Raw genomic sequence first — 13,968 nt, forward strand, 5'->3', positions numbered from 1 at the left:
GGAAGCAGAGGACTCCATGGCCGAACCCAGTTCCACCACCTTCGCCGGCATCACCACGCTCGGTGCCACCTTGTTCGGGCTGATGCCAGGTGTCGATGCCAATGCCGTCATTGGTGCCCTGTGTGGTGCTGTCCTGTTCTTCATCAGTTCGAAACAGGAGTTCGCCCTTTGGGTCCGGATCACCTATCTGCCGATCTCGTTCGTCATCGGCTACCTGGGAGGACCTTCCGTACTCGGGGACTACCTGGAGGCGTCTGCGGTGTCGGCCTTCATCGGCGCCGCTGTCACGGTCACCGCCGGGCAGAGGTTCATTGACGTTGTGCGCACCGTCGACCTGAAAGCCTGGCTAGGAGGAAAGAAGTGAATGTCTTCATGATCGACATTGCGGTGGTAGCCGCCCTCGTCATCGTGGGGCGCATCCTCACCTTCCAGCGCAAAGGCAGTCGCTACCGCCGTGGTGTCTCGTTCATTGCCTGGCTGGTGACCTGCGCCAACTTCACTTTGATTATCAAGCTCCCCGGCATGCCGCCCCCCGAACCCGTTACTGCCCTGCTGGCCGCCTGGCAGGTGGTCTTCGCCACCTTGTTGCTGCGCCACGGTGGCAACCTAGCCCACTTACTCCGCTCTCTGCACTTGATTCGGAGGCACTGACATGAACACCCCTTTACCTCATTCCGCAGCACTGCAGATTCGGTCACTATTCATCAGTGCCGGCCACTCGATGACCGATCCTGGTGCCGTGGGCGTTGGAGGCATCTCAGAGGCGGATATCGTTCTCAACTTCCGAGATCGGCTGTACGACTTCCTCTCTGATCGCATCGTGTTGGCTCGCGACGGCAAACCGGGTGTCAACTTGCCATTACGCCAAGCCTGCGAGATGGCCAAGCGGCACGACATCGCAGTCGAATTCCACTGCAACGCAGCCGCCTCGCCTCATGCCACCGGTACAGAAACCCTGTCGGCACCAAAAGATGACGCGTTCGGAGAACGCCTCTGCGCCGCTATCTCCAGGACACTGGGCATCAGCAACCGGGGCGATAAAGGCGAAGCGGATGGCCAACACTCCCGACTCGCCTTCGTTCGCGCCGGCGGCGTCATCGTAGAGCTGTTCTTCCTCACCAACCCAGATGACCTGAAGGCATACCGTCAACACCTCGATGCCTTGGTCGAAGCCGTGGGGATAGAACTCATCAACCGTGTCTGTGCCAGCGCCCATGAGATCGCCGCATGAACCGTAGCCGACTGCTTATCGCTGTCATGGCGCTGGCTGCCAGTACCGCTACGGGCTGGTTGGCACGAGGATGGTTCGAGGACGGCCAACGCCTGACCACCGAACGTGCCGTTCAGCAGACCATCGATGCCGCCCTGGAGCGCGAATCGACCATCGCCCGCACCGTCGAGGCTAGGCTTGCCGAGCTCGAGGCTAACGAGCGTATCATCGATCGAGGAATCATCCATGAAATCGAGAAGCCCATTTATCGGCGCGTCTGCCTTGAGCCTCGTCTTGTCCGCCTGCTCAACGACGCCGCCACCGGACGCGCCCCCATTGCAGCAGACACTACTGGCCCCCTGCCCGGCGACTCTGCCGCTATTGACTGATGGCACCGCCCGGGACGTAGCGCTGACGTTGCGCAGCTGGGCCAGCCAATACCATGGCTGCGCCACGCGCCACAACGGCCTGGTCGAGGCCCTGAACCACCCACGAGATGCCCGCCGATGAAGAAACTGCACCTGCTGCGCAAGCACATGATGGCCGCGGTGCCAGCACTCACCCGGGACCCCGGCCGCCTACTCACTTTCGTCGAGGAAGGCAGCATTGAATTCCACCGTGGCCCCAACCTGTCCCACGAATATGCCTTCACCGCCCAGTTGGTTCTGACGGACTTTGCCGAGGACCTGGACACCGTCATGCTGCCGCTGCTGCAATGGCTCGCCGAGTATCAGCCAGATGTGGATCCGAACGAAGCACTGAGCTTCGAAGCGGAGATCCTCAGCAACAATGCCGTGGATCTCGCCCTGCGTCTGCGCCTAACCGAACGCGTCATCGCCAAGGTCGACTGCGAAAATGGCCGCATCGAGGCCGAACATGTCACGATACGCTTCGAGCGCGATATCTGCCCCGCTGCCCAGTGGCAGCTATTCACCCGTGAGCCTGGCGACGATGACTGGACACTGACCAGCGAGTGGGAGGCATCCCGTGGCTGATAACTTGCAGCAATTGGCTGACTGGGCAGGCCCGTTGTTGGTCCGTCTCAGTGCCAAGGAACGCCGGACTCTAGCTCGATCTCTCGCGCAAGATCTGCGCCGTGGCCAACGTGAGCGCATCAAGGCCCAATACAACCCCGACGGTAGCGAGTACGTACCGCGCAAGCCCCAGAAATGGCGAGCTCGCCAGGGAAGTATCCGCCGTCGAGCCATGTTCAGTAAGCTGACCACAGCCAAGTGGCTGAAGACCACCGTCCGAGGTGATACCGCAGTGGTGGGTTTCTTCGGTAACGTTGCGCGTCTTGCAAGGACACACCAATACGGCTTGCGCGACCGGATCGACCGTGGCGGCCCCACCATCGAATATCCCCAACGCGAACTGCTCGGTTTCACTGAGGCAGACCGTACGCGGATCCGCGATGCCCTGATCGAGCATCTCGGGTCGGTGTAAGTCTCCGCAATCACACCCACTCCCGCTTCGCCTACCCCGGCTCCATCCGCACGATAGCGGCATGGACCTCGTCGAACTGCTACGCCTCATCCACAACCTGATCCGCCTGGGGACTATCGCCCAGGTGGACCATACCCGTGCCCGGGTGCGCGTCCAGTCAGGCGAGCTACTGACCAACTGGCTGCCCTGGATAGAGACGCGCGCCGGCACCACTCGTGACTGGGATCCACCCACCGAAGGCGAACAGGTTGTCGTGTTCTCTCCTGGCGGCGATCCCGCTACCGGCTTCGTCGTCACCGGTCTGTTCTCCGACGCCCACCCGGCGCCGTCGGATAGCGCCGACCTCTGGCGTCGTCTGTTTCCCGATCAGGCATTGTTCGAGTACGACCACGTAACGAGTCGGCTACGTATCAACCTGCCCGGCTCCATCGAGATCAGCGCCCCAGGTGGCACTTCCTGGATCGGTGACATCAACCACCAGGGAGACATGAATCGTTCAGGGGCTTACAGCCAGCAAGGTGGCACCCTGACTCACAACGACAAGAACGTCGGCCACGATCATGCGCACTCAGGCGTAGAGACGGGTGGCGGTAATACCAAGGGTCCCGTGTGATGCCAGGAGTGAATGCCATCAATGGCCATACCATCGAGGGTGTCGCCCATATCCAGCAGTCGGTGCGCGACATTTTGACGACCCCGATCGGCTCTCGGGTGATGCGCCGCGACTATGGCTCACTGCTGCCCGAATTGATCGACCAGCCGCTCCACGGGGCGACCGCCCTGCGCGCCTATTCGGCTACCGTCGTCGCGCTGATGAAATGGGAACCCCGGATCCGCGTACAACGCATTACACGCCTGGCCCCCACGGACCGCCCCGGCACCTTGGTGCTTGAAATGACCGCTCAGCGTACCGACACCGGAGAACCCATCGAACTCAACGTCCCCCTGGGCAGCCCCAGTAGAGGCCAGGCATGACCACTGCGATAGACCTATCCCTGCTTCCCGTACCATCCGTCGTCGAGAACATCGACTATGAAGTGATTCTGGCGGAAATGCTGGATGATCTGACGCATCGTTATCCCGTCTTCGACGTGCCAGCCGAATCAGATCCGGCCTACAAGATCCTTGAGGTCGCCGCTTATCGGGAAACGCTGGTGCGTCAGCGCGTCAACGAAGCGGCTCGGGCCGTCATGTTGGCGTACTCGATCGATGAGGATCTCGACAACCTTGGAGCACTCTTCAATGTCGAGCGCTTGCAGATCTCTCCCGGCAATCTGGATACTATTCCGCCGATCCCCCCTACCGATGAAGAGAACAGCGACTTTCGTCGCCGCATCTTGCTGTCGTTGCAAGGGCTGAGCACAGCAGGTCCCGAGGGCGCGTATATCTTCCATGCCCTGTCTGCGGATGGTGGCGTTCTGGATGCCAGCGTCGATGCCCCACGCTTCACCCTCATTGACCAGACCGCAACGACGATCACTCTTCAGGTGGACTACGATGCCGGGCTGGCAGAGCCCCGGCCAGGTGATGTTGTGGTCAGCGTTCTGGCCCGAGATGGTGACGGCACGCCAGTCCCTTCCCTGCTGGATACCGTGGCCACCCGACTCAGTGCCGAAGACGTCCGGCCCCTGACGGATCGGGTGAATGTGCAAGGGCCTGAAATCCTGCCTTATACCATCGAAGCCAAACTCTATTTCTACCCTGGCCCGGATAGTCAGGTGGTCTTGGCCGAGGCTCACGAAATGGCCCAGGCTTATGCTGATAGCCAGCATCGTTTAGGCATGGATGTCACCCTCTCTGGTGTCTACGCCGCCTTACACCGGCCTGGTGTACAGCGTGTCGAACTCGCGAACCCTACCGCCACGATCCCAGCCAACCGCCAACAAGCGACCTATTGCACAGGCATTTATCTCGTCGATGGAGGTGTCGATGAGTGATGCGAGCCTGCTGCCCCCCAATGCCACACGCTATGAGCGGGCGCTCACGGAGGAGACCGCCCGGGTATCCCAAGTACCTACGCCACTGCGCGACCTCTGGAATCCCGATACCTGCCCTACTGAGCTGCTGCCATGGCTGGCCTGGACCTTGGGGGTATCGGCCTGGAAGCCATATTGGTCGGATGCCGTCAAGCGTGAACAGATCCGCCAGGCCGTAGAAGTTCATCGTCATCGCGGCACCGTGCAAGCAGTCAGGCGGGTGGTGACATCCTTTGGTGCCGCACTGTCATTGCGTGAATGGTGGGAAAGCTCGCCGGTGGGTGCCCCCCATAGCTTTGCGATCACCCTGAACGTCAATGACAGCTCGAACCGCAGTGCTGACCTGCAGCAAGACATCATCGACGAGATCACCCGGGTGAAGCCGGCACGTAGCTATTTCACCCTGACTCTCGGCATCAATGCCAATGGCGTCATGGGCCTGCAAGGTGTGTCGCGATTTGCCGTTTACCGTCGCCTCGATATGTTCGAAGGGCCTTTCGCTTGGCGTGGGGAAGTGGGCTTTCAAGGGGCATCACGCCCAGCCAACTATGTCAGGCTCAGCGCCGCTGAAATAAGCAGTCCTATCGACCGTCTTCTGTCGATGCTCGCCAATGGTGAGGCCGGTGCCTGTTATATCCCACGCCCTGTCATGCTGGGCAAACAGGTGTTGTTCCAGGACCAGTGGGGGCGTGATCCCGTGACCGCCGATGGAGATCCGGTGGGGCTGATGATGGATCTCTCCCGCCGTCAGAAACGCGGTCCAGAGCTGATATCAGATCCTGGCTTCGACAGCGCATCAGCCTGGGTGTACTCCGCTGGCTGGAACGTCGCCAACGGCGTGGCCACAGCCGATGGTAACCAGGCCTCCAGTTCCAGCATGCCCAAGATCACCTATGACCTGGTGCAGGGCCGGATGTATGAGGTGCAGCTCGAGGTGTTGTCCATCTCGGCAGGCGTCGCCCAGGTCGTGGTCGGCAACCATGGGACCATCATCAACGTGGCTGAGCCTGGGATCTACAAGGCGCTCTTCGTGGCCAACTCCACGGCGACACGTACGCTATTCTTTGGAGGCCGAACCGACTTCGTCGGTAGCGTGGACAATGCTTCCCTGAAGGAAGTCTATGGTGCTCATGCCATCCAGAGTGTCAGTGCCTCCCGCCCCACCTATCGCACTGACGGCACACATCACTGGCTGGAATTCGATGGCGTCGACGATCACCTCTCAGTCCCAGGTACAGCATCTACATGGACCTTTCTCCATGACGGTAGCGACGCTTATGCTTCACTCGGCATGGGACTGACCACCGAAGATCCTTATCAGCAGTTGGCGGGTACGGCAGATAGATCCGTCACCACATCCATTGGCATGACGATCGGGCGCTATGCCTCGGGTGAACGCTACCGAACCACTCTCCATAACGGTCCCCCCTTGGGCTCCATTGCTGCCGACCTGAATGCATCCGGCTACCCGAGCGCCCCCGTAGTGAACAGCACCTTGATTGACGGCAACCAAGCCCATCTCCGCCTGGATGGCAAGGTCGTGGCGTCAGCCGCGATCACTTCGCCATCTACCGAGGTGGCCACCTATGACTTCACGATCGGAGGAGATGGAGGCGGTGCCTCCTATGCCACGCTGACCTTCTATGGTGCGGTGATTCATGAGGGATCCATGGGGATTGCTGACACCGAGTCCTATCTGCAGGGCTTGCTCGTCCCAGGAGGAACCGCATGACGGACTATGTACACCGCGTGACGATCGCCGTACCGGAAGCCTGGATGCACGATGCCAACCAGCTGGCCTTGTGTCTTGGGGAGTCCGATGCCGATGGCACGACATTTACCCAGCCCAGCTATCAAGATGCCGAGGGGCATCGTTATGCCGTCTGTTCCACGGTAGTGAAAACTGTCTTTCTTGATCAGGCTGCTCAAGCGCTGGGCGCGCCAGAGTTTGCGCCTGATGTCGATTTGGCTGCTGCTGGTCGGGCTCAAGGCCGGCTGGCCATTGGGTCGCTGCATGCGCCTGTCATTGCAGCTCCCGACCGTATCGCCTGCATCCAAGGGGCCAGGATGGAGCGGGCACAGAACCATATCGCCGCCCTGGGGATAACCCCGGTGCCGACCTTCCTCTATTCATGAAAGGGTGAATTAACGCATGGCATCGATACAGATCACCATCACCGACGCTGGCCGTGCCGAGGTCATCAACGCCGCCAACAACGGCACTGCGCCGGTTACCATTGCTCAAGTGGGAGTAGGCGCAAGCCTTTATGCTCCCGACCCTGCCGCCACCACGCTGCAGGAGGAAATCAAGCGCCTGGATACGATCGCCGGCACTGTGGTGGCGGACGATACCATCAGCGTGACGATCACCGATGAATCGAACGACACTTACACGGTGAATGAATTCGGGCTATACACCGATAGCGGCACGTTGTTCGCCGTCTATTCCCACCCCACAGATTCTGTTGTGCAGAAATCGACCTCTGGCAACCTGCTGATGACGGTCGACGTGGTGCTGAGCACCCTGGATGCCACCAACCTCACATTCGGTGATACCTCATTCAGCAATCCGCCTGCCAGCGAGACGGTCAAGGGGGTGGTCGAGCTGGCCGATGAAACGGAGGCGCTGGAAGGCTTGGATGACTTACGGGCTATGACCTCTCTTAAAGTCTTCCAGGCGGTCAATGGCTTGTTTTCTTCTTCTAACGTAGATATCGGATGGCAGAAACTATCTTCCGGCATCATCTTACAGTGGGGTGTTACTGGTCAAATAAGTACCACAAGTGAAGGTGTGTTGATTAATACACCAATTTCATTTCCCAATAAATTCTTTATTGTATTGGCATCTGATAATGGCCCTGGCTGCCACTCTATTGGTGCATCCCCTGAAGGCCTTTCGTCATTTAGAGCGTGGAGCAGGCGACCAAGTGATGGAGCCTTGACTGGTGATGTGAACAACAAAACTATCTTTCAGTATCTCGCGATAGGCTGTTAAGCTCTTTGCCCAACGCCCCGCGTACGCGGGGCTATTTGGCACTACATAGCGACTCATGACAGCTTCTAAGACGTATATCGACTATGCCCTAAGACGGCCTATCTTCCTGCGCTTCGCTCAGATTTTTCTAGCCTATTGGACAATCGACAGCATACATCCATTAATAAACGTTCTCTTCTGGTGTGGTCCACATAAAACAAGTCATCGATTGATTCTAGGCTGATATCACCGCTACTATCGACCACTTCGATACTGCTTTCTGAGTAATTAATGTCAAACTCATTTTTCAGCATTTCAATAGACTTTATATTTCTTGAGTACACAATGTTTTTTATATTATCGACAAGACCTGATCCTTGAGGCTTCTCCATAGATTTATCAGCATTCGACAGGACCCTCAGGAACCTTCTACTTTCTTCAGTAAAAACCCCATTTCTATCTTTGAAACGTGATTTTCTAAACTCTCTATTAATACTAGCGGCTTCAGTCGAAAATGACTCATTGCTCCTATTGTCAAGTTGAAGATCCATCCCATCTCTATGACAACCCAGTAGCTCAAAAAAGTGATATGCTATATCTCCGCCATATGATTCTTTATCGGAAAAATCGAATACCTTTAAATTTCTAAAGATTCTTTTATATGATAAGAGAGAGCTGTAATTAATTTCTGGGTCAAAAACAAGTGAATAATCCGCCTTTAATAGTTGCTTAACCAGGGATGTCCAGTAGTTGATAGGATCCCTTGCGTAGCACACCACTTCAAACTCGACATCACCAAGATGTTCAGTAAGACATTTTTTGAGTTTTCTTATCTCTGAGTCTGTGCAAGAAAACAAGTACTCGCTAGAAATAACAACTGTATTTATACTCTCATCATTGCACTTCTTCCCAACATTCTCTAGCCATAACAACATCAGGTTATCAATCTCTTCCTGAGATAGATCTTTACATCGATTGTAGATGTCTCGTGGAAGATCCTCTTTGTCTCTACACAATGCTACTACTGCTTGGTTGTCATTCTCTTTGATCGGGGACAGTGGAAAATATATTCCTTGGCTCAAGAGCGACTGCATGTTTTGTCTAAGCATGTTCTGGATTGCTGTAGATCCAGACTTTGGCATACCTATGTGGATTAGGACCTTAAGATTATCGAATTCCATTATAGATATTTCCTAGAGTATCCAATGCCAAATTGGTGTAATGAAAGATAGTAAGTCGAGATTTTATACAGAAAACACTAGATGTAAAAGTTTAGTCAAACCAAAATTATTCTTATGATTTTTGACACCACTATGATGTGGAAGCAGCCCCCATAGCAGGGCATAGCCCCCGCTCGATACCGAAGGCTTGAGCCAAGCCAGCCCCCTTGCCGATTAGGTCAAGGTGTGAATCCCCCTTCCGACACCCTATACCACTTACCCATGGCCACCACGCACCGCACGATACCAGCGTGATTTCATGTTTCCGCTGAACCGTATCAAGCCCTGCGCAGGAGCCCACATGGCAACCGACTATCATCACGGTGTACGCGTTGTCGAGGTCAACGAAGGTACTCGGCCTATCCGCACCATCAGTACAGCGGTGATCGGCCTCGTTGCAACCGCCGACGACGCTGATGCCACTGTCTTTCCCCTGGATACCCCGGTGCTGGTCACCGATGTCTATGAAGCGATCGGCAACTCCGGCACTACCGGTACCTTGTCCCGCTCGCTGGATGCTATTGCCGATCAGGCCAAACCATTGATCGTTGTAGTGCGGGTGGCAGAAGGCGCCACTGAGACCGAAACAAAGACCAATGTGATCGGTGGCGTCGATGCCGTCACCGGCAAGAAGACCGGCATGAAAGCGCTGCTCTCAGCGCAACAGTCCTTCGGTATCAAGCCACGCATCCTTGGCGTGCCCGAACTTGATGACGTCGATATCGCTGCCGAATTGATTTCTATCGCACAGCAGCTGCGGGCCTTTGCCTATATCAGCGCCTATGGCTGCTCTACCGTCGATGAGGTGCTGCTTTATCGCGAGAACTTCGGCGCTCGGGAGGCGATGGTGATCTGGCCCGAGTTCACCGGCTTCGATACCACCGCCGGCGAGACAGTAGAACTCTCCGCCGTGGCCCGAGCCCTGGGCCTGCGTGCTCAACTCGACGAGACCGTCGGCTGGCACAAGACCCTGTCGAACGTGCCGGTGAACGGCGTCAGTGGGCTTGCGAAAGAGGTCTACTGGGACCTGCAGAACCCTGCAACGGATGCTGGTGTACTCAATGCGGCCGATGTCACCACCTTGATCAACAAGGGCGGGTTCCGTTTCTGGGGCTCACGCACCTGCGATACCGATGGCCTCTTCCCGTTCGAAAACTATACAAGAACTGCCCAGGTGGTGGCCGATACCATGGCCGAGGCGCACTTGTGGGCTATCGACAAGCCAATGCATGCCTCCCTGGTGAAGGACATCATCGAAGGGATCAATGCCAAGTTCCGTGAATGGAAGGCACTGGGCTACATCATCGATGGCAATGCCTGGTTCAACGAACAGGCCAACAGCGAAACCACCCTCAAGGCCGGCAAGCTGTACATCGACTACGACTATACCCCCGTGCCCCCTCTCGAAAACCTCATGTTCCAGCAGCGCATCACTGACCAGTACCTGGTCGACTTTGCTGCACGGATCAACGGCTAACCAGGAGCTGAACCATGGCATTGCCCAAGAAACTCAAGGACCTGAACCTGTTCGGTAATGGCGATAACTGGCAAGGCCTGGTCGACACCCTGACTCTGCCCGCCCTCGCCCGCAAGATGGAGGAATGGCGCGGTGGCGGAATGGATGCCCCGGTCGATATCGACCTGGGTGGGGAAAAGATCACCTGCGAGTGGACCATTGGCGGCCTGGTACCGGCAATCTTCGATAACTTCGGTACCAACCGCCTCGATGCCGACCTACTGCGCTTCGAAGGCTTCTACGAACGTGACGACGTAGGCCAGACCTCTGCTGTCACCGTCGTCATGCGTGGCCGTCACCAGCAGATCGCCATGGGAGACGCCAAGGTCGGCGACAACACCGCCCACCAGGTCACCACCAGCTGCAGCTACTACAAGCTCGAAATCGATGGCGCCACCATCATCGAGATCGACGTGCCTGGCCTGGTATTCAAGGTCAATGGCGAAGATCGCTATGCCGAGCGCCGCAAAGCGCTAGGCCTGTAACCCCTCCTCTTCTTTCACTCCTTGGGAACCAGCACCATGACCAATAAAGCGAACACTGAAGAAATCACCCTCGAGACTCCCATCCAGCGCGGTGAGAAAGCCATCGAGAAAATCTTCCTGCGCAAGCCCACCGCCGGAGAGCTGCGAGGTCTGGCACTCTCTGAAGTTCTTCAACTGCAGGTCGATGCCCTGGTCAAGCTCACCCCACGTCTATCGAGTCCTGCTCTCACTGAGCCCGAGATGCGTAATCTCGATCCGGCTGACCTGGTACAGATCGGGGGTGCCATCGCCAGTTTTTTGCTGACGAAGCGGGCCAAGGGCGAGATCGCCTAGCCCTGCCTGACCATGTCGAGGAAGCGATGGCGGATCTCGCCGTCACCTTCCATTGGACGCCGGCAGACTGCGCCGGCTTCTCCCTCACCGAACTGATGCAATGGCGTGACCGCGCCCGTCGCCGCACCCAGGACGATGACAACTGACAGGAGCTGCTGGTGGCCAAACCGCTCAAACTCGAGGTTCTGTTGGGAGCGATCGATAAGGCCACCGGCCCGCTCAAGAAGATCACTCAAGGTAGCAACAAGACGGCCCAGGCCTTAAAGGCGAGCCGAGACGAACTGCGCTCCCTTGAAGCTGCGCAAAAAAACCTGCGGGGCTTTACCAACCTCAAGCGTAACAGCGAACAGACGGCCCGTGCGCTTGATGACCAACAGCGCCAGGTACGGGAACTCACCCAGCAAATCAGAAATGCCGAAGGCCCCACCCGGCAGCTCACTCGGCAACGCGAGGCAGCCATCCGTAAGGCTCGCGAGCTCAAACAGCAGTACGCAGGCGAACAGCAGCAGCTACAACAGCTTCGCTCCCGGATGCGACAGGTCAGCGACGTCAACGGCTCGCTCAACCATCAGCAAGGCGAACTCGCCCGTCGGGTTCGCGACGCAAACCAGCAAATTGCACAACAGCAAACTCGCCTGAAGCGCGTGGCAGACCAGCAGCGCCGTGCGACACAGGCCAGCCGTGCCTATGGCCGAACCATGGGGCATCTCAACCGTATGGCGGGAGTTGGGGCGACCGGTGTTGCCACCGGTGGTGCCGCGCTCTATGGCAGTGCACGCATGCTCACCCCAGGCGTCGACTATGGCGCAGCCATATCCCGCGTGCAGGCGCTGACACGCTTAGGCAAAGACGACCCGCTGATGCAGGCCTTGCGTGATCAGGCGCGGGAACTGGGCTCGAGTACATCATTCAGTGCCACTCAGGCTGCCGACGCCCAAGGCTTCCTGGCCATGGCTGGCTTCGACCCCGATGCGATCATGGCCGCCATGCCCGATATGCTGGACCTGGCCAAAGCCAACGGCACCGACCTGGGGCGCACCGCTGACATCTCCTCAAACATTCTGTCCGGCTTTGGGCTCGACCCTGAGCAAATGGGTCGCGTTGGTGACGTCCTGACCGCCACCACGACCCGGGCCAACGTGAATCTTGAAATGCTGGGCGAGTCGATGAAATACGTCGCGCCCCAGGCCCGCGCGATGGGTGTCTCGATAGAAGAAGCTGCCGCCATGGCGGGCCTGCTGGGCAACGTGGGTATTCAGGGCAGCCAGGCCGGCACCACGCTACGTGCGATGATGACACGCCTTGCCGCTCCGACGGGTAACGCCGCCGGAGCACTCCAGGAGCTGGGAGTCAACGCAAAGGATGCCGAAGGCAACCTGCGCAATGTCCCCAAGATCCTCGCCGACGTGGCCAAGGCCACCGAGAACATGGGTAATGCCGACCGCGCAGCCTATCTGAAAGATATCTTTGGCGAAGAGCCCGGTGCAGGAATGGCTGAGCTCATCGCCCAGCAGGGCGCTGCCGGTGTCGAAAAGTTTGTCGAGATCCTCGAGAATGCCGCCGGCGAAAACGCACGTGTCGCCAAGACCATGGCGGACAACATCCAAGGCGATCTGCAGGGACTGGGTAGTGCCTGGGAAGAAATTGGCATCACTATCACCGATACCAACGAAGGTCCACTGCGTCAGCTGATTCAGAACGTTACTGACATTACCCGGGCCGTGGGCAACTGGATGAAAGAAAACCCACGTCTGACCAGTACCCTGACAACGATCGCTGCCGTGCTGGCCGCTGTCGTATCGGCAGGAGGTGCGCTCACCATGATGCTGGCCTCGATACTGGGCCCTATTGCCATGGTGCGTTATGCCCTCACCCTTCTGTCACTCAATCCCGTATCGCTGACGATCATGGCCATCGTCGCGGCGTGCGCTGCGCTGGCGGGTGCCGCCTACCTGGTGTATCGGAACTGGGACAAGATCAGTGCCTGGTTCAGCCAGCGCTGGGAAGACGTCAAGGCGGCTTTCAGTGGAGGTATCGGCGATATCACCCGGCTGATACTCAACTGGAGTCCACTGGGACTGCTATGGCGCGGGATTTCCACCACTCTGGCAACGTTGGGTATCGAAGTGCCAGCCAAATTCTCCACCCTGGGTGGCGCCATCATCGACGGCCTCGTGAGTGGCATCACCGGGGGGCTAAGCCGCGTCGGTGACATCATCATGGGGCTCGGCAATAGCATCAAGAACTGGTTCAAGGAGACGTTGGGCATCCATTCGCCGTCGCGGGTCTTTGCTGGCTTCGGTGCCAACCTGCTGGATGGGCTGATCAACGGCATCAACGAACGTTGGCAGACACTACGGGATGCGATCGGCAACACCGCAGATGCGGTGGTCAGCTGGTTCAAGGAGAAGCTGGGTATCCATTCACCATCGCGCGTCTTTGCCGAGTTGGGCGTCCACACCATCGACGGCCTGAACGCCGGTCTTGATCGCCAGCATGACGAGCCGGCCAAGCGGGTGCGCGATATTGCTCAGCGGGTGGCCAAGGCCGGAGCCGGCCTGGCTATCGGGAGTTTGGCGGTTCCAGCCATGGCCGATGTGTCGATCGATCGGCGGCCGGCACTGACCGCCCCAGCACCCAGTGCCCAAGTGCCTGGTGACAACATCACCATTCATGTCCACGGATCCCCAAGCCAGGATGTCACTACCCTGGCGCAAGAAGTTTACCGGATCCTCGAGCAACGCGATCGCCAGAAAGCCGCCCGCCGCCGGTCTTCACTGCGCGACATCGACTGACCCTACCACCAGG

The 13,968-nt window shown here is 58.0% G+C and carries 18 protein-coding genes; 17 read left to right on the top strand and 1 reads right to left on the bottom strand.

The window, feature by feature from the left end:
* Positions 1–16 precede the first annotated feature (16 nt).
* From Q1K07_RS06110 to Q1K07_RS06165, 12 genes are all read left to right on the top strand, one after another.
* Positions 17–364 carry a putative holin gene (locus Q1K07_RS06110; RefSeq protein ID WP_300309216.1) on the top strand — a complete coding sequence of 116 codons (348 nt, stop codon included), beginning with the start codon at positions 17–19 and terminating at the stop codon, positions 362–364.
* Positions 361–651 (top strand): phage holin family protein, encoded by a 291-nt coding sequence (locus Q1K07_RS06115; protein ID WP_300309217.1) that lies wholly within the window; start codon positions 361–363, stop codon positions 649–651. Before Q1K07_RS06110 ends, Q1K07_RS06115 begins: the two co-directional genes overlap by 4 nt.
* Position 652: 1 nt before the next feature.
* Complete coding sequence (locus Q1K07_RS06120) at positions 653–1,231, top strand: N-acetylmuramoyl-L-alanine amidase (RefSeq protein WP_300309218.1); 579 nt, start codon at positions 653–655, stop codon at positions 1,229–1,231.
* Positions 1,228–1,599, top strand: coding sequence for a hypothetical protein (locus Q1K07_RS06125; RefSeq protein ID WP_300309219.1), 372 nt, complete (start codon positions 1,228–1,230; stop codon positions 1,597–1,599). Before Q1K07_RS06120 ends, Q1K07_RS06125 begins: the two co-directional genes overlap by 4 nt.
* 117 nt (positions 1,600–1,716) lie before the next feature.
* Entirely contained in the window at positions 1,717–2,205 is a 489-nt protein-coding gene (locus tag Q1K07_RS06130; protein ID WP_300309220.1) for a phage tail protein, read from the top strand.
* A complete protein-coding gene (locus tag Q1K07_RS06135) occupies positions 2,198–2,656 on the top strand; it encodes a phage virion morphogenesis protein (protein WP_300309221.1) in 459 nt (152 codons plus the stop codon). Before Q1K07_RS06130 ends, Q1K07_RS06135 begins: the two co-directional genes overlap by 8 nt.
* A gap of 61 nt (positions 2,657–2,717) precedes the next feature.
* Positions 2,718–3,269: a phage baseplate assembly protein V gene (locus Q1K07_RS06140; RefSeq protein ID WP_300309222.1), complete on the top strand. Its 552-nt coding sequence runs from the start codon at positions 2,718–2,720 to the stop codon at positions 3,267–3,269.
* Positions 3,269–3,631 carry a GPW/gp25 family protein gene (locus tag Q1K07_RS06145; RefSeq protein WP_300309223.1) on the top strand — a complete coding sequence of 121 codons (363 nt, stop codon included), beginning with the start codon at positions 3,269–3,271 and terminating at the stop codon, positions 3,629–3,631. Before Q1K07_RS06140 ends, Q1K07_RS06145 begins: the two co-directional genes overlap by 1 nt.
* Positions 3,628–4,593 (top strand): baseplate J/gp47 family protein, encoded by a 966-nt coding sequence (locus Q1K07_RS06150; RefSeq protein ID WP_300309224.1) that lies wholly within the window; start codon positions 3,628–3,630, stop codon positions 4,591–4,593. The genes Q1K07_RS06145 and Q1K07_RS06150 overlap by 4 nt, the downstream gene beginning before the upstream one ends.
* Positions 4,586–6,364 carry a phage tail protein I gene (locus tag Q1K07_RS06155; RefSeq protein ID WP_300309225.1) on the top strand — a complete coding sequence of 593 codons (1,779 nt, stop codon included), beginning with the start codon at positions 4,586–4,588 and terminating at the stop codon, positions 6,362–6,364. Before Q1K07_RS06150 ends, Q1K07_RS06155 begins: the two co-directional genes overlap by 8 nt.
* Positions 6,361–6,768, top strand: a complete 408-nt coding sequence (locus tag Q1K07_RS06160) for a hypothetical protein (protein WP_300309226.1) — start codon at positions 6,361–6,363, stop codon at positions 6,766–6,768. The genes Q1K07_RS06155 and Q1K07_RS06160 overlap by 4 nt, the downstream gene beginning before the upstream one ends.
* A 16-nt stretch (positions 6,769–6,784) precedes the next feature.
* Entirely contained in the window at positions 6,785–7,627 is an 843-nt protein-coding gene (locus Q1K07_RS06165) for a phage tail protein (RefSeq protein ID WP_300309227.1), read from the top strand.
* Positions 7,628–7,725: 98 nt separating this feature from the next.
* On the opposite strand, the gene Q1K07_RS06170 is transcribed toward Q1K07_RS06165, so the two are convergent.
* A complete protein-coding gene (locus Q1K07_RS06170; RefSeq protein WP_300309228.1) occupies positions 7,726–8,787 on the bottom strand; it encodes a hypothetical protein in 1,062 nt (353 codons plus the stop codon).
* A gap of 340 nt (positions 8,788–9,127) precedes the next feature.
* On the opposite strand from Q1K07_RS06170, the gene Q1K07_RS06175 reads away from it, so the two are divergent.
* The 5 genes from Q1K07_RS06175 to Q1K07_RS06195 are packed head-to-tail and all read left to right on the top strand — an operon-like array spanning position 9,128 to position 13,955.
* Positions 9,128–10,303, top strand: a complete 1,176-nt coding sequence (locus Q1K07_RS06175; protein ID WP_300309229.1) for a phage tail sheath protein — start codon at positions 9,128–9,130, stop codon at positions 10,301–10,303.
* Between the two features lie 14 nt (positions 10,304–10,317).
* Positions 10,318–10,827 (top strand): phage major tail tube protein, encoded by a 510-nt coding sequence (locus Q1K07_RS06180; protein WP_300309230.1) that lies wholly within the window; start codon positions 10,318–10,320, stop codon positions 10,825–10,827.
* Between the two features lie 36 nt (positions 10,828–10,863).
* Entirely contained in the window at positions 10,864–11,160 is a 297-nt protein-coding gene (locus tag Q1K07_RS06185) for a phage tail assembly protein (RefSeq protein WP_300309231.1), read from the top strand.
* Between the two features lie 26 nt (positions 11,161–11,186).
* The gene (locus Q1K07_RS06190; protein ID WP_300309232.1) at positions 11,187–11,306 is read left to right on the top strand and encodes a GpE family phage tail protein; all 120 of its coding nucleotides are present in this window, start codon (positions 11,187–11,189) and stop codon (positions 11,304–11,306) included.
* A 12-nt stretch (positions 11,307–11,318) separates the two neighbouring features.
* The gene (locus Q1K07_RS06195; protein ID WP_300309233.1) at positions 11,319–13,955 is read left to right on the top strand and encodes a phage tail tape measure protein; all 2,637 of its coding nucleotides are present in this window, start codon (positions 11,319–11,321) and stop codon (positions 13,953–13,955) included.
* The last annotated feature ends 13 nt before the right edge of the window (positions 13,956–13,968 follow it).

It is taken from the genome of Halomonas sp., from assembly GCF_029263665.1.
Classification (GTDB): domain Bacteria; phylum Pseudomonadota; class Gammaproteobacteria; order Pseudomonadales; family Halomonadaceae; genus Halomonas.